Here is a 22,570-nt window from a genome sequence, read left to right on the forward strand (position 1 = left end):
GATTGGCTCGAGGAGCAGCTTGCCCGGCTGCATCGTCAGGGGGCGACGCCGGGCCGGAACGGTGTAGGATCGATTGGGGTAGGCGTGTCTGGCCGATCCCCGTTCCGCCTATGCCGCGTCCCGTGCCCGGTGCCGGATTTTTTGCCGCCGGCCCATCACTTGTCGCAACCTTGCTGAAAGCTGGATGCGAAAGCCTGTTCATCGCCATTCTTTTGGCGGCTTGCCGGCCGTGAATTCCGGGTCGCATGGAACACAGCCGTTACTTTTGGTCGAACAGATCGCCGCACGCCTGACAGGCGAAGTACATTTCCTGCTTGTTACATTGAACATGGCCCGTGGCACCCGCCCGGATATTCCAGTCACAGATTTTCCCGCCCCACTTTAACGTGCCCTCTATGTAGCAGGGGGCAAGATCATAATCGTCGTGGAGGACCCTGGCATCAATCTGTTTTGCACGCTTGAAGAATTCCCGAGCCTTTGCAGGTGACAAGGCGACATCCGACTCGCGACACCGATCAGGTTCCTCGGAACGAAAGGCAATGATCTTCAGATCGGCGATCTGTTCGCAATGCGCTGCGGCAGACGTACACAGCAACGCGGCCGCAGTCAGGATGATAATTCGACTAGCCATTTGCGTAGTCCTGCAATCGCGTCACCCGATTTTTTACCAATGTGTCTGGCCAATTCAGCTGGGTCTTGGCCATCCAGCGTCAACCTATGCGTTGAGCGATTTTGACATCGCCTCACCCTGTCTTTGCATTATGTGTGGCAGCACACAATCATATGCCATTTCCGGCGCAATTGTTTGAGATTGGCGGCGGTATCGAACACACCAATTGAGAGGGATCGTTCCAGGCACGATCCGAGGGCGTGATGCTCGACGACGCGATGTTATGGAGCCCTCTCCGGTCGAGATCTCGCACTTCGTCTCCCATGCAGGCAACCGCTGCCATCGCTCAAGGCGGTCCAAAGCTTGAGATCGCAATTGCAATTGGAGGCTCATTTTAGGATGCCGAAATTTCCCGCTGCTGCGATCACTGCGACAGATGCATGGTCTGCGATTTTTCAAGGTTGGTGAGCGGGGGCGAAACGGCCCTGCCTGCATGGGCGATCAGACTATCGGGTGAGCAACAAGCCGAAATATTCTCGGATGGCCCGATGAACACGACGTCCGCATAGATATGCAAGCGTGGCAGCAGACGCTCCAGCAGCCTTTTGCAAGCCGAGGCATTCACATCTTCTTCGCCGGTCAATCTGCCGACCATGCGCATGAACCAGTCATCATAGGCCTCGACGTAGAGGAACCACCCGGGCGCATCCGGTCTGTCGGCCGGCTTGTCGCGGCAAAGCCAAACGGAGCGCGCATGGGCAAAGAGCGGTTGCAATACGCCTTGCAGCAGTGCGACTTCGGATGCGTCCATCCCATGCGGAAAATGCTCGTTGAGCACAAACTGCCCCGCATCTTGGCCGGTCCATAATTTGTCGGCGACATGCCGATGGTGCTCTGCCGTCACCCTGTCTCCCGTCCGCAAGCAGAGTTCGCAAAGACGGCGATGAACGTCATATACGGAGGTCGACGAGTTCTGGCCGATGCGATGCCATAGGGCTATCGCTGCGCCAAAGTCACCATTTTGCTCCAGATCCTCGGCTTCAAACTGAAGAAGCGTGGGATCATCGGGTGAATGTCGCAATCCTTGCGCGATTGCCTCCCGACGAAGGGGACCTGCCGGATCAAATTTTTCCGCCAATTGCGCCAGAAGCAGCCAGTCCCCTTCATCAAACGTCTGCTGCTTGCGGCGGTGCAGCAGCTTTGCGAATTCCTCATGTTGGCGCGCATGCCAGCTCTCTGCGTCCCGCCAGGCTTGGGCGACATTCTCGCACCAGTTGGCGTCGAGCTGCGCGGCTATGCCGGATGCCTCGTTTCCCAGCCAATCCGTGGCTGCGGCCGTTTTCTCAAGGCGCCAGGGCAGGTGACCTGGAAGCGGATCCGTCGGATCAAATCCTGTCGATGCTACGCGCTCGAAAAAGGCAGGATGCGTGCTGCGGGGATCCGGACCCTGACATAGAGCTTCGTGCAGCCAGGCTGCCGCCTGTGCGCCATCGTGCGGACGGCTCTCCGCCGGTTCCGCCAGAAGCTGTGTGAACGGCTGCACCTGAGCCGGTTCATCCACACCGGCTCGCGCGAATAGGCCGGGCCAGAACCGGTCGGACATGGCTTTTTGCCTTAGAGCCAGTGCGAATTCAGCTTCCAGCGCCAGATCGGCACCGCACACTTGAACGGCTTGCGCATCGGCGAACATCTCGCAACGGCGCGAAAATTCCAGCGTTTCTCGCATCATGCGCGGCACGTACCAGGACAGAAACAGTCGAAGCGGCGCGGTGATCAGACGATGATTGCGCTCATGCAGATCAGCCAGCGCTGCCCAGCGCTGGCGCGCCATATAGGCCCAGCGGGCGAAATGGCCATGCTGGCGGGAGATATGCGCGTATTCGTGGGCAATGACCACAGCTGCCTGGTCCCTGGTCAGGAGAGCGAGAAGCGGCAGGCCGAGCACGAGGATATGCTTCGACGGACCGGACCGCGCCGCGGTCTGGTATATGGATGCGTTGAGGTCGTCGTTGACATAGATCGCCGTGAAGGCCGGCGCCTCGCAGGCAAGGCGCAACCGTTCAATGTCGGCGGCAAGAGCCGGAACCTTGCCGGGATCCAGCAATATCCCATTCGAAACCGGCGGTGGCAGCGGTACGGCGCGGGCGCGCAGGACCATCAGCCCATAAAAGAACCATGACAGCGACGGCAAGGCGAGAAGCGCCAGCAGCAGCGGCGAGGACAGAGAAAAAACCAGCAAAAGAGGCGAGAGAACCAGCAGGACACCGGAAAAGAGCAAAAGCGCATCGCCGAAGGCAAGCCAGATCAGGGCTCGCCATCTGCCTTCCTGCGGTGGCGGGAGGAGATTGTTCATCGCGGCGCTTACTTCGGAGGCAGATGCTCTTTTGAAAGCTTCTTTCCAAGGAAGAAGGCCCGCAATGCCCGGCCGGCCATTTTCCATCCCGTCGATCCATAGACCTGCGTTTCCATCCAATCCATTGATGAATGAGTGGGGAAAAGTTCCTTGTAGCGATCGAACCATTGCATGGCGATAAACTCGCTTTTTGGAACGCCATCGCCATGTTTATACGCCAGAACCACCTCGCTATAAGCCTCGCCAGCAAGATGGTCGTCCTCGTGGGTAACGAAGGATTTCATATTGGCGACGGCCTCTTGTTTCTCCTCCTCGGTTCCGTGCCGCCGTCCAACGCTTGCAAGCCTGATGACAGATGCGCCAATTCCGCCCTCCATCGCCTTCACATAGTGGTCGCGGACCCGCTCGAAATTTTGACGGATCGTCAAATCGATCTTGTGAACGTTTTCGAGGCGCCAGGCGTAATTGTAAAAGGCCACCGCTTCCCCTTCCTCGACAGCTCGCTCAAGCCAGCGATCCGCTTCCTTGTCGTCCAGCAATTCCGGTTGGGTATCCGGTCGAATTCCCCTTGTAATATCATACATGCTCGCCGCGCTGGAATAGACACGCCTCTCGGCAAATGCGCGGGTGAGGTGGGTGGCCTCCTTTTGAAAGCCTCCGTCCCATATCATCCTGCAAGCGTGCACCGGCGTAAAAGCGTCCGGCTCATAGAATGGCGCCAACTCGGCCGCCCGGTCGATCAGTCGCGTGGCGATGGCCGGATCGGCCTCGATCCCCCACATGCCGTACTGCCAGGCGAAGGCCGCCATGGTGAGCATTGTCGGCTCGTCGAAACGGCGGGCGGCGGTTTGCAGCACGCGCGCATAAGCGCCTTCCACATCCTCGAAATGCTGGATCAGCATTAGGTTGGTGAAATCCCGGAACGCACCGTCCACTCCGGGATAGGTCCGTGGCGGCTTGCAATAGCGGATGGATTCGACATGGCGCTGATGCGCCAGCTTCGTGTCGGCAAGCGAGTAATGGGTAAAATTGGCGTATTTTCCGAGAGAAATGAAACGCAGGGCATCGGAGAGATCCCGCGCGAGCCAGTTCTTAAAAATCTTCTCTCGGGCGGCGATTTCGCGCACGTCGCCTGGTTGCGGATATTCAGGCAGCGTCAATGCGTCATTAATGCCCGGCCAGCGGATGGAATTGCGCTCTTGCTCGTTCAATTGTGAACACAAAGGGCCGGTGGCGAATTTTTCGACCTCCCCCTCAGAGCCACCCCATCTGGGGCTCAAATACTGCGCGTAGTCCGCCAGGATATCCGGCCATCGCGGTCTGAGCGAAAGGCAATAGCGCAGCCAGTAATAGCCCGGATTTTCGATGTCGCCCTCTTGCGCGGGCGGAAGAGAACCCGGAAGTGCTGCGGTGAGGATGCCCGGCGGCTTCAATCCATACTTGGCGAGCTGAGCACATGCCGCTTCATAAAGGTCGGGGTCGAACTCGTCGCGCTGCATGGTTTTTTCAAGCGGCGTTCCGCGAAACAGTGCGTCGACGAAATCCGGCTGGCCAAGATATTGGCAGATCTGCATCATGGTTTCAGCGGCAAGCGCCGGACGCTCGGAGAGCGTCATTGCCTTCAACAGATGTTCGGCCGCGGTTACACAAGCCATATGGGCGGCAACCCATTGATCTTCGCCAACTTCCGATGCCCAGGCCGCCGTGCGGATATCAGCAGCCCGACGAAAATAATGGTGACCGAGAATATACCACGCATGGTAGGAATCCGGATAGGCCCGGGTCCAGTCATCCAGTAACTCAAGCCGCCGCGCGACATTCACGCTTGCATGGTCAAACAGGCCGGAACTGGTTGCAAGATACACATAGCGATCATCGGGGACATCGCCGGGTTGCCACCATACCGCTTCAAGCGATGCCACTATGCGCTCCACCTCGTCGAAGCGCCGCTCAAGCATTGCCTTTCGCAGTTCTTCCTGCTGACGGAACCGCACCCATTGCGGGCCATCGAGCGGCAAGGGAGACGAGCTTGTGGTCATCTGCATCGGCGGCTCCTTTGCGTCCAGCGCGGGTCGATTGCAATTCGGCCCAACGGAGACCCCGTCGGAAACCATAGGCATGGCCCGAACCGAATCCGGGATCATGCGCGTTTGATGTGTAACGCGAATGCATCACACATTTCAACCATCGGCCGTACTCAGCTCTGCCTGATTTATTCAGGGCCTCAGATCAATCCTCGCTTGGCGAGGTTGCGCATCAGATGCGAAGTTCCGAATGTCCAGGGTAGGCATTCGGTCGACAGCAGCACGCGGTTGCGCAGTGATCCGAGCTTGTCGTTGGAAATAGTGACGATGTCGCCGACCTTGTGGGTGAAGCCTTGCCCTGGCGTATCGCGGTCCTCGACGGGAGCGAAAAGCGTTCCCATGAACAGCACGAAACCGTCCGGATATTGATGATGGCGGCCGATGGTCTGGGAGACGAGGTCGAGCGGATCGCGGCTAATTTCCTTCATCGATGAGCGCCCATGCAGCACATAACCGTCCTCGCCTTCGACCTTCAGGTCGAGATCGGCGTTGCGCACGTCGTCCAGGCCGTAAGTCTCGTCGAACAGGCGGATGAAAGGGCCGATCGAGCAGGAAGCGTTGTTGTCCTTCGCCTTGCCGAGCAACAGGGCCGACCGGCCCTCGACATCGCGCAGGTTGACATCGTTGCCGAGCGTCGCGCCCTTCACACGGCCCTGGCTATCAACGGCAAGCACGATTTCCGGCTCGGGATTGTTCCATTTGGAGATCGGATGCAGGCCGACATCTGCGCCCAACCCGACCGAGGACATGACCTGCGACTTGGAAAAGACCTCGGCATCCGGGCCGATGCCGACTTCGAGATATTGCGACCATACGCCTTCTTCGATCAGGGCAGCCTTGACCTTGGCGGCTTCGGGAGAGCCGGCCTTGAGATTGCGCAGGCTGTCGCCGATCAGCGCGGTCACCTTGCCGCGGATCGCTTCGGCAAGGTCCGGATTGCCGGCGGCGCGTTCCTCGATGACGCGCTCCAGCATCGAACGGGCGAAGGTGACGCCGCAGGCCTTGATCGCCTGCAAATCGATGGGCGCGAGAAGGTGGATGGACGAGAGATCGGCCTTGGCGGTCAGCAAGTCACCGAGCTTGGCGACGGCTTCGCCTTTCTGGGCGCGAACGAACGCAACCGGATCGTCCTTTTCCAGCAGGTCGCGTATGGTCGGCGCTTCCTTCGAAGTGATGTCGTAAAGCGTGCCATCTCGAACGGTGACGAGTGCAGGGCCTTCCACATCCGGGCGCCAGAGGCGACCGACGAATGTTCCGGTGGTGAATGTATCTGAGCTCGCCATGTCGTTCGTCTCCTCCAAACTGCGAGTGTTTTCTAACCCAGGCGAATGTGCTTTGCCACCGGTTATCGATACGATATTCGCCCATGTTTTGGATTTTCACTTTCTCCAACACGGCCAAAGACATAAGGCCCCGCGGCAGCGCCGCGAGGCCTTTTGGGCCGCAAGCCAGGGAGAGAAGGCTTCAGGCGGCCTGAACCTTACGATTGCCGCGCGCCCATTCCGGCAGCCAATCGCCATGAGCGACGAGCAGTTCATCGACCAGCGCCCAGATCTGGTCGAGATCGAGCTCGGCTGCCGTGTGCGGATCCATCATCGCGGCGTGGTAGATGTGTTCGCGATTTTCGGTTATCAGGGCTTTGACCGTCAGTTCCTGCACGTTGATGTTCGTGCGGATGAGGGCCGTCAGCTGCGGCGGCAGGTCGCCGACATAGGTCGGCTGGATGCCGGAGGCATCGACGAGGCAGGCGACTTCCGCCGCGCAATTAAAGGGCAGCGATGTAATGCAGCCATTGTTGCGGACATTGCCGTAGATGACGGAGGGTTCACCGGTCCAGACCGAATTGATGATCGAGGAGGCGTATTCCTTCGATTGCTTGACCTCGATCTTCTCGGCCGTGCGATATTCCTCGGCCTGGCTCTTCCAGCGCGCCACCTGCTCGATGCAGCGCTTCGGATATTCGTCGAGCGGAATGCCGAACTTCTCAATCAGGTCCTCTCGGCCTTCCTTGATGAAGTAGGGTGTGTATTCGGCGAAATGTTCGGAGCTTTCAGTGACGAAATAGCCGAGCCGGGTCAGCATCTCATAGCGCACCTTGTTCGGGCAGCGCGGGTTCCAGCCGGGCTTCGGCGCACGTCCCTCGTGATAGGCGCGCACGAGATCGGGGTAGAGGTTGCGATAGGAACCATCAGCCTGGCGATGCTCGAATTCGAGATAGAAGGCCATGTGGTTGATGCCAGCCGAGCGGTAGCGGATCTCCTCATAGGGAATGTCGAGATCATGCGCCAGTTCCATCGCCGTCCCCTGTACGGAATGGCAAAGACCGACCTGCTTGATCGTGGGGTACTTGTCGCCGATCGCCCATGTGTTGATGGCCATGGGGTTCACATATTGCAGCATGATCGCATCCGGGCAGACAGCGAGCATGTCCTCGCAGATCTTCCAGAGATGCGGAACCGTGCGCAGGCCGCGCATGATGCCGCCGACGCCAAGCGTGTCGGCGATCGTTTGGCGTAGCCCATACTTCTTCGGCACTTCGAAATCGGTGACGGTGCAGGGCTCGTAGCCGCCGATCTGGAAGGCGACGACGACAAAATGCGCGCCGTCGAGCGCCTTGCGCTGGTCGGTAAAGATTTCGACCGTGGCGGGTGCGCCCAGCGTCGAAGCAAGCTTGCGGGCGACGATGGCGCTTTCGTCCAGCCGCTGCGGATTGATGTCCATCAGCGCAATCCTGGCGCCTGCCAGGGCAGGACGCTGCAAGACGTCGCCGATGATATTCTTCATGAAGACGGTCGAACCGGCTCCGATGAATGTGATCTTGGGAGTGCCTGTCATTTCAAAATCTCCTGAATGCTATGAAGCCACCTCGAACGCCGCTCTGACAAGGCGTTCGGTGTAAGCGGTCTTGGGATGCGAGAGAACCTCTTCGACCGGCCCTTCCTCCATGATCTTGCCGTGCTGCATGACAATGACGCGGTGGCAAAGGGCGCGGACGACCTTGAGGTCGTGGGAAATGAATAGGTAGCTCAGGCCTTTCTCGTCCTGCAGCTTGCGCAGGAGGTCGATGATCTGGGCCTGGACGGAAAGATCGAGCGCGGAGGTCGGCTCGTCGAGAAGGATGAATTCCGGCTCGAGTGCGATGGCGCGGGCAATCGCGATGCGCTGGCGCTGGCCGCCGGAAAATTCATGCGGAAAGCGCGAGAGAATGTTGGCCGGCATGCCGGCACTGACGAGCGCCTCCTTGACGCGTTCCAGGCGTTCAGCCTTGTTGGCGCCGAGGTTGTTGACCACCAGCCCCTCGGAAATGATCTGGCCGATGGTCATGCGCGGATTGAGCGACGAGAACGGGTCCTGAAAGACGACCTGCATGCGCGAGCGCAACGGCCGCATTTCGGCGCGCGAGTGGTCATGGATTGCCTGCCCGTCGAAGAAAATCTCGCCGCTATCGGCATCGATCAGGCGCAGCAGCGCCTGGCCGAATGTGGTTTTGCCGGAGCCGGATTCACCCACCAGGCCGAGCGTTTCGTGGCGGCGCAGCTCAAGGTTCAGGCTGTCGACGGCGACGAGCTCGCGCATGTCGGGCTTGAAGAAGCTGCCGTGACGCAGCATGAACGCCACCTTGACGGACTTGCCTTCGAGAACCGTGTCGCAGTTCGGCGGCAGCGGCTTTGCCTGTCCACGCGGCTCCGAGGTCAGCAGATGCTGCGTATAGGGATGCTGCGGATTTGCGAAGAGCGCTTCGGTCGTGTTGTGCTCGCGCATTTCGCCATTCTGCATCACATAGACATAGTCGGAGAACTGGCGCACGACCGTCAGATCATGGGTGATCAGGATCACCGCCATGCCGAGCTGCTTCTGCAGATTGCGGATGAGGTTGAGGATCTGCGCCTGCACGGTGACGTCGAGCGCCGTCGTCGGTTCGTCGGCGATCAGGACGTCCGGATCGTTGGCAAGCGCCATGGCAATCATCACGCGCTGGCGCTGGCCGCCGGAGAGCTGATGGGGGTATTGTTTCAGCCGCGCTTCCGGATCGGGAATCTGCACCTGTTTCAAGAGGTCGAGCGCCCGCTTCTCGGCGTCGCGGCGGCTGACCTTGCGATGAACCCTTATCGCTTCGACGATCTGGCTGCCGATGGTGTAGATCGGATTGAGTGAACTCATCGGCTCCTGGAAGATCATCGAGATGCGGTCGCCGCGCAGCTGCCGGCGCGCGCGCTCGGAGAATTTCAGCACGTTCTTGCCGTCGTAATGCACGGCGGACTTGTCGGAGACGACGGCGCGTTTGGTCAGCAGGCCCATCACGGTGCGGGCCGTTACCGATTTTCCAGAGCCGGATTCGCCGACGATGGCGATGGTCTCGCCGCGATAAAGCTGGAAGGTGATGTCCTTGACGGCATCGACCATGCCGTCCTCGACCTTGAATTTGACGGCAATATTGCGGGCATCGATTACCGGCGAGGCTGTCTTGTTCGCGGCGTCGAACCGCACCTCGGGGGCGAAGGAATTGACGAGTGCAAGAGCCATGTCCGGGTCTCTTCTCAATAGGGGTCGATCGCGTCGCGCAGACCGTCGCCAAGGGCGTTGAAGGCGAAGACGGTGACGAGAACGAAGGCGACGGGGGTGAGGATCCAGGGATAGGAGCCGATGACGGAATAGGTCGACGTATCCTGCAGCATCAGCCCCCAGGAGATCAGCGGCGGCTTGACGGCAAAGCCTAAGAAGCCGAGGAAGGATTCCAGCAGCACCACGCTCGGGATCGCGAGCGTCACCGTCACGATCACGTGGCTCATGACGTTCGGGAAAATATGCTGCAGGATGATGCGCCGGTCGGTCGCGCCGACCGCCATGGCCGCGCGGACGTAATCGATCCGTGCGAGGGCCAGCGTTTTGCCGCGCACCTCGCGTGACATCTGCGCCCAGCCGAGCGCCGACATGACGATGATGACGAAGGCGAGGAAGACGTTGGTCGGTGCCGTCACGGGGATCAGCGAGGTCAGCGCCAGGTAGAGCGGCAATTGCGGGAAGGCCAATACCACTTCGACAAAACGCTGGATCCAGGCATCGAGCGTGCCGCCGAAATAGCCCGATATCATGCCGACCGCAGTGCCGACGACGGTGACGATGGCAACGACCGTCAAGGCGATCATCAAAGAGATGCGTGAACCGTAGATGGCGCGCGACAGCACGTCCCGGCCGAACTTGTCCGTGCCGAGGAAATGGACGGGACCGCCGTCGGTGGCGCCGAAGAGATGCCGGTCGCCGGGGATCAGGCCGAAGAGATGGTAGGGGTCGCCCTTGACGAAGAGGCCAAGCAGACGGGGGTGATCGTAATCCGGGCCGACGATCGGCTGGAAGGTTACGGGATCGAGATCGCTCGTCTCGGCGAGGGCATAGACCCGCGGCTGCAAGACGAAATTGCCGTCCTTGTCGTGAAAGCTGATGACCTGCGGCGGCGCGAAGCCGGTGTCGGTCGCCTTCGGATCGAGCGGTGCGACGAATTCGGCGAAGATCGCCATCAGCAGCAGCAGAACGACGAGGGTAAGGCCGCCCATGCCGGTCCAGGAACGCTTCAGGCGACGCCAGACCAGCGCGATGTAGCTCTCGTTGCCGCTCTTCTGCTTGATCTTTTCTTCCGGCGGCGGCGGGGAGTTGCTGAAGGCTAGCATCAGTGGATCCCTCCCTGTTGACGCACACGCGGATCGAGCAGGGCAAGCAACACGTCAGCGATGATGTTACCAATGATGAGGGTTGCCGACAGCACCATCATGAAGGTTGCGGTCACGTAGACGTCGCCGACCGCCATCGAGCCGACGATCGCCGGCCCGACGGTCGGCAGCGTGAAGATGATCGCGGTCTCGATTTCGCCGGTCAGCATATAGGGCAGGACGACGCCCTGATACATGATCAGGGGGTGCAGCGCATTCGGCACGGCATGGCGCATGACGACGGCGCCGCCGGAAAGGCCCTTGGCGCGCGCCGTCTCCACATATTGGGCATTCAGCGTGTCGAGCAGGTTGCCGCGCATGATGCGCATATTGTAGGCGAGGCCGCCGAACGTGGCGATCGCGACGACCGGCCAGACATGCTTGACGAGATCGGCGAATTTGGCCCAGGACCATGGCGCTCCGCCATATTGCGGCGAGAAGAAACTGCCGATCTCCGAGACGTTGAGCTGGAAGACGAGGATATAGACGATGATCAGCGCCATCAGAAAGCGCGGCACGGTCATGCCGAGGAAGGAGATGCCGGCAAGCAGATTATCGATCCAGCTATATTGCCGCGTTGCGGCCCATATGCCGAAACCGATGCCGAGAATGGATGCGAGGATGTGGCATACCAGCGCCAATGCCAGGGTGCGCGGCAGGCGTTCGCCGACGACATCGGCCACCGGCTTGTTGTAGACCATGCTGTAGCCGAAATCGCCTTTGGTGACGATGCCGCCGATCCAGTTGAAATATTGGACGATCATCGGCTTATCGAGGCCATGTTCCTTGCGGTAGGCCTGCGCCTGCGCATCGGCCTGTTCGAAGGATGCGCCGCCCTGGTTTATCAGCTGCGAGCGGATGTAATCGGCATAATCACCCGGCGGCGCCTGTATGATGGCGAAGGTCACCACGCTCAGGATCAGGAGCACGGGAATGGCGGAGGCTATGCGAACGAGCAGGAATCGTAACATCGGACGGTTCGCTTCTCTTGATGCTGTCGACGATCTCGATCCGGTGAGGACGATATGCGCCAGCGGTTCATGTTTGCCCGGCGATGGCTGATCGCTGGAATGCTTCGAGTTTCCATGGCAGCCGGCGTCATGCCTGCTGCCATGGGGTCGGTTGGAACCTTATTTGATCGGGCCGGCGCTGCCCGGGGCGCCGGGCAGTTCCTGGGGGAACAGCTCGTACTTGCCCTGCTTGTCAGCCGCTACCCAAAGCCGCTCGCGGATGATGGAATCTTCGGCCCAGTTGAACAGGAAGATCGGCGTACCCGGCGGAACGTTGGAGAAGCGCTTGTTGATGATGAGCGCACCCGGATATTCGGTCAGGCCGATATTGTAGAGATGCTCCGTCGAAAGCTTCTGGAACTTTTTCATCAGGGCCACGCGCTCGTCATTGTCCTTCGAGGCGGTGAACTTGTTGACGACATCGACCATGTCCTTTTCGAAGGGCATCAGATCCAGCTGTCCGCTTTCCGGCGCGCGGTGATTCCAGCTCGTGCGCGGGCCGACGGGTGCCAGCTGCTCGGTGTTCTGCACCACTGAGGCAAGCTCCGTGGTGTTGCGTCGCACCATCCAGTCGAAGCGGCCGCTGTAGTTGGCATCGTCGCGTTTGGGGCCGACCAGCGCATTGATGATGACGCGCAGCCCGAGCTTTTCCATCTGGCTGACGACACCCTCGGCAAGGCTCTTGTCGGTGGTGTAATCGCTGCTGACCAGGAGGGTGCTCTCGACATCCTTGCCGCCATTGACGCCGGCCGGGAAGTTGACGATGCCGTTGCCGTCGGTGTCCTTCAGTCCGGCTTTTGCCAGTTCGGCCTTCGCCGCAGTGAGATCGAAAGGATAATAGACGGTGGAGTTGCGATCGTAGAAGCTGCTGCCGGAAGACAGGCCGCCGGGATAGATCGCCGTGAACGGTCCCTTGACCAGCGATTCGCCGAGCGCCTTGCGATCGAGCGCCGTGGTCACGGCCTTGCGGAAATCCTCGTTGCGGTTCAAGTCACGGACCGCTTGGGCACGCTCGTCCGGGTTGCCCCAGCCATTGGCGGAGAAGTTCATCTGCAGGTTATAGCCGATGAGCCGCGGACCGAAGGCAAGACGGGCCGGTGCATCCGGCTGTGCGGCGCGTTTCAGCGAGGCGACGAAGTTTTCCGGCTGCTCGAGGTTCGACAGGTCGCCGGAGCCGGCAACCGCCTGCACGTCGCGGTCCGCCCAGGTCGAGAGCTTGTAATGCAGCTCGTTGAGATAAGGCAGCTGATTGCCCTTCTCGTCAACCTTCCAATAATAGGGGTTGCGGCGCATGACGATGATGTCGTCGGAACGATATTCGACCGGCACCCAGCCGCCCATGACCGGTATGTTCATATATTCCGGCGGGAAAGCGTTCTTGAACTGGTCGTAGGTGTTCTTGGAGTATTTCGGATGCTGCGGCTTCAGGATATGCGACGGACCCGGGCAGAAACTGGGATAGGCCATCGTATAGAGATATTGTTTCGGGAAGGCGTCCTTGAAGGTCCACTCGATCGTATAATCGTCGATCTTCTTCAGCGTCGTTCCCTCGCCGAAAGCTTCCGGCGATGCGCCGCCGCCAAGCGGCGAGACGTTCGGGTCGATAACCTCGTCTTCCCAATAAAACATGATATCGTCGGCATTGAAGGGAACGCCGTCGGACCATTTCGCGCCTTCGATCAGATGCATGGTGAGCTTATGACCATCCGGTGACCATTCCCAGCCTTTAGCGAGGTTCGGCAGCGGTTCGGTGTCCTTCGCCTCGACCTGGAACAGCGGCGCGGTGCGCGTCAAGCACTCGGACAAGGCGATATCGATGCCGCCCCAGCCCTGGGTCTGACCGGCGCCATAGTTCCAGCCTTCGGGCCGGCCGCCGATGACATGGCGCAGCGTATCGCCATAGACGCCGATGCCGTCGGGCATGTTGCCGGTCTTGAAGACCAGCGGCTCCTTCGGCAGGCGATCCTTGACGGGTGGCAGCTTGCCGGTCTTGACGAACTTCTCCGTCATCCAGGCGGGCTCGTGGTATTCCGGCAGCGCCTTGAATTCCAGAATGGAGTTGCGCTCGACATATTTGATCTTTCCTTCCGCCGGAAAGACTGGCGGAACGGGCGGTACTGTCGGTTCGGCCGCGTAGGCGCTGATGGCGATCGCCGATGTGGCGATCGTCAATGCGGCTAGAAGGCCGATCGGTCGAAAATGTCTCATCTTGTTCTCTCTCCCAATATCGCGACCGTTCCGTTCGAGGCGTCGCGCTCCTCCAGTAAAACGGAAGAGGATCGACATGCGGCGGAAAATCTCCCCTGAAATCCCCGCCGCGGTGCCTATCTTCCGATCTGCATATTCGTTAGCCGGCCTGCTTCAGCGCGGCTTTCTCCGCCCGCAATTCCTCGATCGAGCGGACATTGCGGCTTGCGGCACCCTTCCAATCGCGCGTCTTGACCTTTCCGCGCGACAGGCGCTCCGTCGCCCCATCAACGGCATGCGCGTATTGCGGCAGCCAGCGTGCCTCGGCGACGACCATTTCGTCGACCATCTGCCAGACCTCCTCCGGTGTGGCGATGGCACCGACCAGCGGGTCGTGCAGAACGGCAAGCTTCAAGAGGTCGATATCACCGCTGATGGCGGCATGGACCGACATGCGCTGGACGTTGATGGAGGAAATGCAGGTCGCGGCACACGCCTCCGGCAGCGTGATACCCGCCACCATGTTGATGCCGAAGCGATCGACGAAGCCGGGCGACTCGATGATCGCGTCGCTTGGCAGATTGGTGATGACGCCATTGTTCTTGACGTTGAAATGGCCGCGATAGACGCGGTTAGTTTCCAGCGCTTCGAGAATATGGCTGGCATGCTCATTGGAGCGGCGCGCGGGATCAATCGGCTGCGAGGCGCTGTCGAGGATCTGCGGGAATTCCGTCTCGAACCAGTTGCGGGTCTCGGTGGAGTGGCGCAGATAGCCGCCGGTCTCGCCATGGATCCAGTCCGACATGTCGATCCATTTGTTGATCTCGCCCGGGCGCTTGCGATACCAGGGCAGGTATTCGGACAGGTGCCCATTGCTCTCGGTCGAATAGACGCCGAAACGCTTGAGCACGTCGATGCGCAGCTTTTCCTGCTGCGAATAGACCGGATGCGCCTCGAAGGCAGCGATCAGCTCGTCCTTGCCGATCTTGCGGCCGTTGAGACGCAGGTCGACGAACCAGGTCTGGTGGTTGATGCCCGAGCAAATATAATCGAGTTCGCGCTTGTCCTTAGCACCGAGCACCTCGGCGATCTGTTCAGCGCCGTGCTGGACGCCATGGCACAGGCCGATCGTATCGACCTTGCCGTATTCGATCGCCGCCCAGGTGTTCATCGCCATCGGGTTGGCATAGTTCAGGAACTTGGCACCGCTCTCGGCAACCTCGCGGATATCCTTGCAGAAATCGAGAATGACCGGAATGTTGCGTTGGCCATAGAGAATACCGCCGGCGCAGATGGTATCGCCGACGCACTGATCGATGCCGTATTTCAGCGGGATGCGGATATCCTCGGCATAGGCCTCCAGTCCGCCGACACGCACGCAGCTGATGATATAACGCGCGCCCTCCAGCGCCTTGCGGCGATCCGTCGTTGCGGTGACACGTGTCGGCAGCTTGTTGGCCTCGACGATCCGATCGAGGATCGCCTTGATCATCGTCAGATTGTGCTCACTCATGTCAGTCAGCGCGAATTCGACGTCGCGGAATTCCGGCACACAGAGAATGTCGGTAAACAGCTTTTTCGTGAAGCCGACGCTGCCGGCGCCGATAATAGCGATTTTGAAACTCATGATCCTCACCTTCAAGTCGATCGAACGAGCAGCGGCAGGGGAGACAACGGCATTTTCGCCCTATGATCGCAACGGTTGCGAAACAGGCCGAAATCGTGGTTTTCCCTCCAATCGCCGATCCTCAACGGCGATCAAGCGCTGTCTTCTGGCGGGGATTATGCCTATAATCACCCAGCCGAACAGAGAACTATTATGCTTTCAAGGGTAATTTTGTGCTGCAGGAATTGATCGATAACGCACAGGCCATGCGGACGGTTTCATTGCCGCGTGGACGCCACCGGCTGCATGCCATGCCGACCAGTGCCGGATACGAAATCCGGCACGACGAAGCCTATGATTGGGACGGGCGCCGGCGCGGCCAGACGCCGTTTACCGTGCTCCAGCACACGATTAGCGGCACCGGCCGATTGCGCTACGAAAGCCGCAACTATCGTGTGAATTCAGGCGATACGCTGCTGGTGCTCGTGCCGCACAATCATCGCTACTGGCTGGAGAAGGGGGAGCGCTGGGAGTATTTCTGGATCTCCATGAATGGCGAGGAGGCGTTGCGCATCCATCGCCTGATCCTGGCCGCGGCCGGCCCCGTCTTGAAGCTGCAGCCGACAACCATCGATCATCTTGCCGATTGCAGCCTCAGGCTCGTCAAGGGCGCCAAAACACCCGCCTCGGCTTCGGCCATCGCCTATGAGGCGGCTATGGCTCTCTATGATGACGTCTTCGGTTCGCATGCCTTTGCCGCCGATCGCTCCGCCATGCAGATCGTCATCGACCATATCGATGCCAATCTCGACAAGCCGCTTCCCGTCGACGAGCTTGCGCAGGTGAGTGGCCTCAGCCGCGCGCATTTCTCGCGGGTCTTTGCCGAAAGCGAGGGCCTGCCGCCGGCGGAATTCGTACTGCAGCAACGCATGCAGCGTGCGGCGAAACTGCTGACGAAGGCTGCGTTCATTCCCGTCAAGGAGGTGGCGATCATGACGGGCTTCGATGATGCCAATTATTTCTCCAAGGTGTTTCGCCGCATCTACGGCATCAATCCGACGGAGTTCCGCACAACAGGCATGTATGCCGCAGTGCGCAGCCCGGTCGAGGAGGCGAAGAACGGGCGAAGCAGATAGGTCGCGCGCTGGCTGGGATCGCCGCCGTTTGCCTGCCCGGGAACGTCGAACTCAGGAAAATGGAAATCCGCCAACCGGTCGCATTGCGCCTCCGTGGCGAGCCTGTATACATATCGCCCCGCGGCGCTTGCGCCTCCCTTGCCGCGCGCCTGATTTCCAAGCAACATTTGTTCGTCCCCCGATGCGACGGGCTTAATCGATAGGATTGAATATGCGTTCTGTTGTCGCCTTCAACGAATCCTGGACGTTTCATGAAGGATTTTCGCCCGCAGATGTCGGCCGCCCGCAGGAAGGGCAGAGCGTCACGTTGCCGCATACGGCCGTCGAACTGCCCTTCAACTATTTCGATGAGAAATCCTATCAGCGCGCCTTCACTTATCAGAAGATCGTGAACTGGGACGAGACGTTCGCCGGGCGCGAGATATCGCTGATCTTCGATGCGGCCATGGCCGACGCCGTCGTCTATCTGAACGGCGAGGAGATTATTGCCCACAAGGACGGCTATACGCCCTTCGAGGCGCGCCTGACCGGCCGCCTGCGCCAAGGCGAGAACCTGATCACGGTCAAGATCGACGGCAGCGAGAACCTGGAGATCCCGCCTTTCGGCGGCCGGATCGATTATCTCACCTATGCGGGCATCTATCGCGATGTCTGGTTGAAGGTTGCCGCTCCCGTCTCGGTCGCCAACATCAAGGTCGAGACCGCCGATGTCCTTTCCGATCGCAAATCCGCGACGGTGCGTTGCGACATCTCCAATCCGCAAGATCTTGCTTTCAAGGGCAACGTGAAAGTGACGCTGCGGTCCGCCGATAGTGCGGTGATCGCTTCGGGTCAGGCCGACACGTCAGGTGAAAGCATGAAGCTCAACTTCGCCGGCCTTTCCGGCCTTTCGCTTTGGGAGCTCGACAATCCCGTCCTCTATTCGGCGGAAGTGGAGCTTACGAGCGATTACGGGTCGGACCGTCACGCCACGACGTTCGGCTTTCGCACCGCGAGCTTCACCGCGGAAGGCTTCCTGTTGAACGGCAAGAAGCTGAAGCTGCGTGGGCTCAACCGGCATCAGGCCTTTCCCTATGTCGGTTACGCCATGGGTCGTTCCGCCCAGGAGCGTGACGCGGAGATTATGAAGAGCACGCTGAAATGCAACATCGTGCGCACCTCGCATTATCCCCAGTCGAAGTGGCTCCTCGAGCATTGCGATCGTATCGGGCTTTTGGTTTTCGAGGAAATCCCCGGCTGGCAGCATATCGGCGATAAGGAATGGCAGCAGGAATCGATCCGCAACGTGCGCCGCATGATCGAGCGTGACTGGAACCATCCCTCGATCGTCATCTGGGGCGTGCGCATCAACGAATCCCAGGATTCTCACGATTTCTACGTTGAGACGAACCGGCTTGCGCGCGAGCTCGATCCGACGCGCCAGACCGGCGGCGTTCGTTACATTACCGAAAGCGAGATGCTCGAAGACGTCTATACGATGAATGATTTCATCCTCGGCAACGAGGAGCTGCCGGGTGCCAACCGGCCGCGCACGCCGCTCAGGCCGCAGCAGGAAAATACCGGCCTTCCCAAGGACGTGCCCTATCTCATCACCGAATTCGGCGGCCATATGTATCCGACGAAAATCTACGATCAGGAGCAGCGTCAGGCCGAACATGTGCGCCGGCATCTGGAGGTCCTGAATGCCGCCTATGGTGATCCGTCGATATCGGGCGCCATCGGATGGTGCATGTTCGACTATAACACGCATAGCGATTTCGGCTCGGGTGACCGGATCTGCTACCATGGCGTCATGGACATGTTCCGCGAGCCGAAATTCGCCGCTTATGTCTATGCCAGCCAGTGCGAGCCCGCCGAAGAGATCGTCATGAAGCCAGTGACGATCTGGGCGCGCGGCGAACGCAATATCGGCGGCGCCCTGCCGCTGATCGTGCTCACCAATTGCGATGAGATCGAACTGCGTTACGGCTCGCTCACCAAGCGCCTCGGCCCGGACCGGGAGACTTTCCCGCATCTGCCGCATCCTCCCGTCGTCTTCGATCACCGTTCCTTCACGCCGGACGAGCTCGGCGTATGGGGGATGGAGTGGGAGGACGCGCATTTCACCGGCTATATCGATGGCAAACCGGTGACGGAGCAGCATATGGTCGCCAATCCGCTGCCGACGTCGCTTCAGGTCGAAGCCGACGCCGATACCTTGCGCGCAGGCGAGCGCGATACGGTGCGCGTCATCGTGCGTGCGCTCGATCAGGCCGGCTCGCGTTTGCCCTTCCTCAATGAGGCCGTCACGATCAAGGTCGACGGTCCGGCGAAGGTTATCGGGCCGGAAACGGTGGTATTCCAGGGCGGGACCACGGGCTTTTGGCTGCAGGCGACGGGCAGGGCAGGCACCATCAAGCTTGATGTTGCCTCACCGCGCTTTGCCAGCCAAAGCCTGAGCTTCACCGTGAAATAAGCGAACGGCCGGCTCCCGTCGTCAGGCGGCGGAGCCGGCAATTTCTCCCGGGATTTGCGGGATCGACTGCAGCAGCGTCTGTCGTGCCGAGGCGAGATGCCGGCGGCAGGCGGCGTCGATTCTTTGCTGGTCGCGCGATTGCAGCGCTTCGATATAGTCGAGATGTTCTACTACGGCGCGGGCATTGCGCTCGCGTGCGAAAGCCTTGTTCCACTGATAGTGATAGTGAAAAATGATGGCGATGACGTCGTAGAACTCGGTGATGAAGCGGTTCTTCGAGGCGCGATGGATGAGAAGGTGAAATTTTTCGTCGAGGCGCGAGAAGTCGCGGTAATGCGCGTCGAAATCTTTGAGCAGCTCGCGGTGTTCCTGCTCGATCGTCTTGAGATCCTCCCAGGCGCGATGATTGGCAGGCAGGCGGCCGAACTCGGCTGCGGAATGCAGCTCGAACATTTCCCGCACGTCAGCAAGTTCGAGCGCGAATTCGCTGGTGAAGCCTTTGAGAATCCAATGGCTGTTCGGCCGCTTCTCGATCAGGCCGAAACGGCTGAAACGGATAAGAAATTCACGAACGACGGAGGTGCCGGTGCCGATTTCGCGCGCCAGTTCCAGCTCGTTGATCTGCATGCCCGGTTGGGCTTCGTCGGACATGATGCGCACCATGAAGCTGCGCTCGATGATATCGTGCAGTGAATCGGTTTCTTCCTTGGGGAAGAAATCGTCCTCCGTCGGCAGGCGCAGCACCGTCTTCTGCCGCTTGTTCCAGAGAATGATGCCGGCGTCGCTGAGACGCATCAGGATCGCCCGCGCCGTGCTGCGACTAACGCCGAGTTCGGCTGCGATTTCAGGCTCGCTCGGCAGCTCGGTATCTAGCTTCAGGCGGGCCGCATAGCGATTGTAGGCCTCCTTGAACAGCGTGTTTTGCCTTGCCATTTCCCCCTCGCGTATCGTCGCCGCTCTTTGCCGGCGGCGCTGTCTGGACCATGTCCCGATGGCAGTCAATTGCAGGAGTTATGTCGAAACCACTGTTTCCGCCGTCTCCCGTGACGGTCCCCCATGATTTCCTCGTTGACACCAAAATGTTTATTGTAGATAAAAAACAAAATCAATGGCGATGGATGTCGAGAGCTTCCGTTAACGCCACCGAAATTGAAATGACCGTCATCACAAGGGAGAGGTGATGAAGACAAGAACAATCGGCAGGACGGGCCTTGAGGTCACGGAGATCAGCTTTGGCGCGGCGGCGCTGGGTGGCCTCTATCGTGCCTGCCCTCGCGATCAGGCGATGAAGACCTTGCAGGCAGCCTGGGATAGCGGCATCCGCTATTTCGACGCGGCACCCTGGTATGGCTTCGGCCTTGGCGAGCGCCATGTCGGTGATTTCCTGCGCGACCAGCCTGCAGACAGTTACGTGCTGTCGACCAAGGTCGGTCGCCTCATGCGACCGGTGCCGAGCGACAAGGTGCCGAATTACGGCTATGTCGACCCGCTGCCCTTCGATGCCGACTATGATTATTCCTATGACGGCATCATGCGCTCAGTCGAGTTCAGCTATGCTCGCCTTGGGCTCAACCGCATCGATATTCTCTACGTCCACGACATCGGCGGCTATACCCATGGCAAGGCTCTCAACGAGCGCTACCTAGGGCAGTTCCTCGGATCCGGGTTGAGGGCTCTGGAGGAGTTGAAATCGTCCGGCGCGATCAAGGCCTATGGTCTTGGGGTCAACGAGGTGCCGGTCTGCCTGGACGTGATGCATGCGGCCGATATCGACTGCATTCTGCTGGCCGGCCGTTATACACTGCTAGACCGCTCGGCCGTTGCCGAGCTGTTGCCGCTTTGCGAGAAGAAAGGGACATCGCTGGTCGTCGGTGGTGTCTTCAATTCCGGCATTCTGGCGACCGGCCCCGTGCCCGGCGCGCATTTCGACTATCTGCCGGCAACGCCGGACATCCTTGCCAAGGTTGGGGCGATGGAAGAGATCGCCCGCAAGCACGGTGTACCGCTTGCCCAGCCGGCGCTTCAGTTCCCGCTGCGCAGTCCTTGCGTGGCCTCGGTGCTGATCGGGACGGCAAAGCCGGAAAGTCTTGTCCGCAACATGCAGCTCGTGGAGCCAAGGCTTCCCGACAGCCTTTATGCGGAGTTCGAAGGATTGACAGTGGTTGCGCCTCCGTTGGGAGACGAGGCGGTCCGGGTCTAGCAGATTGGGAGCTATCGAGCCGTCGGGAGAGGGCTCGAGCAGGAGGAAAGCCTGTTTTGGCGTTGGTGGCTTTTCCGCCGCGCGATGCGTGACGCCCAAGGCGTCGCGATACCAGCCGTAAGCGTTCAGCGGCAGGTGTGCAGGAAAGAGAGCGCGTTGAGAGGAGAAGCAGATGAAAATTGCCAAGTCACTTTTGTCCCGCCGCAGCTTTGCCGGACTTGCCGGTGCTGCCGTCATCGCCATGGCGATGCCCATGCAGTCCTTCGCGGCCGACGTGACCATCCCGATCATCGTCAAGGATACGACATCCTTCTACTGGCAGATCGTTCTTGCCGGCGCTCGCCAGGCAGGCAAGGATCTCGGCGTGAAGGTGCCGGAGCTGGGCGCTCAATCGGAATCCGACATTAACGGTCAGATCAGCATTCTCGAAAACGCAGTGGCCGGCAAGCCGGCCGCCGTGGTTATCTCGCCGACCGAGTTCAAGGCGCTCGGCAAGCCCGTGGATGAAGCCGCCAAGTCCGTGCCGGTCGTCGGCATCGACTCCGGCGCCGATTCCAAGTCCTTCGTCTCGTTCCTGACCACCGACAACGTCCAGGGCGGCCGCATCGCCGCTGATGGCCTTGCCGCCGCAATCAAGGGCATGACCGGCAAGGAAGAGGGTGAGATCGCCATCATCACCAGCTTGCCCGGCGTCGGCTCTCTCGATCAGCGTCGTCAGGGCTTCCTGGAAGAGGTCAAGAGCAAGTATCCTGGCCTCAAGGTCGTTGCCGACAAGTATGCCGATGGTCAGGCAACCACCGGCCTCAACATCATGACCGACTTGATCACCGCCAATCCGAAGCTCGTCGGCGTCTTCGCCTCCAACCTGATCATGGCACAGGGTGTGGGCCAGGCGATCGCCGAAAACAAGCTCGGCGACAAGATCAAGGTCATCGGCTTCGACAATGACGACAAGACCGTCGGCTTCCTGAAGTCAGGCGTTCTTGCCGGTCTCGTGGTGCAGGACCCCTATCGTATGGGCTATGACGGCATCAAGACGGCGCTCGCCGCTTCCAAGAAGGAAAAGGTCGCGGCCAATGTCGATACCGGCGCCAACCTCGTCACCAAGGCGAACATGAGCGATCCGAAGATCGACGCCCTGTTGAACCCGAAGGTCAAGTAAGCTTTGAGGCCGCGCCCGAGGGATCGGGCGCGGCCTTTTCGTCTGGCCGCGCGGAGGCGGCC

Annotated in this window: 15 protein-coding genes; 4 read left to right on the forward strand and 11 right to left on the reverse strand. The window is 60.0% G+C overall.

The window, feature by feature from the left end:
• Window positions 1–259 precede the first annotated feature (259 nt).
• The 10 genes from HGP16_RS07680 to HGP16_RS07725 form a co-directional block, all read right to left on the reverse strand.
• Window positions 260–631 carry a hypothetical protein gene (locus tag HGP16_RS07680; RefSeq protein WP_168839415.1) on the reverse strand — a complete coding sequence of 124 codons (372 nt, stop codon included), beginning with the start codon at window positions 629–631 and terminating at the stop codon, window positions 260–262.
• A gap of 403 nt (window positions 632–1,034) precedes the next feature.
• Entirely contained in the window at window positions 1,035–2,963 is a 1,929-nt protein-coding gene (locus tag HGP16_RS07685; RefSeq protein ID WP_168839416.1) for a M48 family metallopeptidase, read from the reverse strand.
• 8 nt (window positions 2,964–2,971) lie between these two features.
• Window positions 2,972–5,008 carry a DUF4034 domain-containing protein gene (locus HGP16_RS07690; RefSeq protein WP_168839417.1) on the reverse strand — a complete coding sequence of 679 codons (2,037 nt, stop codon included), beginning with the start codon at window positions 5,006–5,008 and terminating at the stop codon, window positions 2,972–2,974.
• A 179-nt stretch (window positions 5,009–5,187) separates the two neighbouring features.
• Complete coding sequence (locus HGP16_RS07695; RefSeq protein ID WP_168839418.1) at window positions 5,188–6,330, reverse strand: fumarylacetoacetate hydrolase family protein; 1,143 nt, start codon at window positions 6,328–6,330, stop codon at window positions 5,188–5,190.
• 181 nt (window positions 6,331–6,511) lie between these two features.
• A complete protein-coding gene (locus HGP16_RS07700) occupies window positions 6,512–7,882 on the reverse strand; it encodes an alpha-glucosidase/alpha-galactosidase (protein WP_168839419.1) in 1,371 nt (456 codons plus the stop codon).
• 18 nt (window positions 7,883–7,900) lie between these two features.
• Window positions 7,901–9,571, reverse strand: a complete 1,671-nt coding sequence (locus tag HGP16_RS07705) for an ABC transporter ATP-binding protein (protein WP_168839420.1) — start codon at window positions 9,569–9,571, stop codon at window positions 7,901–7,903.
• Between the two features lie 14 nt (window positions 9,572–9,585).
• Entirely contained in the window at window positions 9,586–10,713 is a 1,128-nt protein-coding gene (locus tag HGP16_RS07710) for an ABC transporter permease (RefSeq protein ID WP_168839421.1), read from the reverse strand.
• Window positions 10,713–11,723: an ABC transporter permease gene (locus HGP16_RS07715; protein ID WP_168839422.1), complete on the reverse strand. Its 1,011-nt coding sequence runs from the start codon at window positions 11,721–11,723 to the stop codon at window positions 10,713–10,715. Before HGP16_RS07715 ends, HGP16_RS07710 begins: the two co-directional genes overlap by 1 nt.
• Window positions 11,724–11,882: 159 nt before the next feature.
• The gene (locus tag HGP16_RS07720) at window positions 11,883–13,970 is read right to left on the reverse strand and encodes an ABC transporter substrate-binding protein (RefSeq protein WP_168839423.1); all 2,088 of its coding nucleotides are present in this window, start codon (window positions 13,968–13,970) and stop codon (window positions 11,883–11,885) included.
• 139 nt (window positions 13,971–14,109) lie between these two features.
• Window positions 14,110–15,576: an alpha-glucosidase/alpha-galactosidase gene (locus HGP16_RS07725; protein ID WP_168839424.1), complete on the reverse strand. Its 1,467-nt coding sequence runs from the start codon at window positions 15,574–15,576 to the stop codon at window positions 14,110–14,112.
• 245 nt (window positions 15,577–15,821) lie between these two features.
• Between HGP16_RS07725 and HGP16_RS07730 the strand changes: the two genes are divergently transcribed.
• On the forward strand, window positions 15,822–16,691 hold the full coding sequence (locus HGP16_RS07730; RefSeq protein WP_205926391.1) for an AraC family transcriptional regulator: 870 nt from the start codon (window positions 15,822–15,824) through the stop codon (window positions 16,689–16,691).
• A 211-nt stretch (window positions 16,692–16,902) separates the two neighbouring features.
• Window positions 16,903–19,146, forward strand: coding sequence for a glycoside hydrolase family 2 protein (locus HGP16_RS07735; protein WP_168839426.1), 2,244 nt, complete (start codon window positions 16,903–16,905; stop codon window positions 19,144–19,146).
• Between the two features lie 21 nt (window positions 19,147–19,167).
• Here the strand turns inward: HGP16_RS07735 and HGP16_RS07740 are convergent, their stop codons facing one another.
• On the reverse strand, window positions 19,168–20,079 hold the full coding sequence (locus HGP16_RS07740) for a GntR family transcriptional regulator (protein WP_168839427.1): 912 nt from the start codon (window positions 20,077–20,079) through the stop codon (window positions 19,168–19,170).
• A gap of 247 nt (window positions 20,080–20,326) precedes the next feature.
• Here HGP16_RS07740 and HGP16_RS07745 point away from each other — a divergent pair, with 247 nt between their 5' ends.
• Both HGP16_RS07745 and HGP16_RS07750 read left to right on the forward strand, forming a co-directional pair.
• Window positions 20,327–21,346, forward strand: coding sequence for an aldo/keto reductase (locus HGP16_RS07745; protein ID WP_168839428.1), 1,020 nt, complete (start codon window positions 20,327–20,329; stop codon window positions 21,344–21,346).
• A 172-nt stretch (window positions 21,347–21,518) separates the two neighbouring features.
• Window positions 21,519–22,508 (forward strand): ABC transporter substrate-binding protein, encoded by a 990-nt coding sequence (locus tag HGP16_RS07750; protein WP_168839429.1) that lies wholly within the window; start codon window positions 21,519–21,521, stop codon window positions 22,506–22,508.
• Window positions 22,509–22,570 lie beyond the last annotated feature (62 nt).

Origin of the sequence: Rhizobium sp. P40RR-XXII (assembly GCF_012641405.1) — a bacterium.
Taxonomy (GTDB): Bacteria; Pseudomonadota; Alphaproteobacteria; order Rhizobiales; family Rhizobiaceae; genus Rhizobium.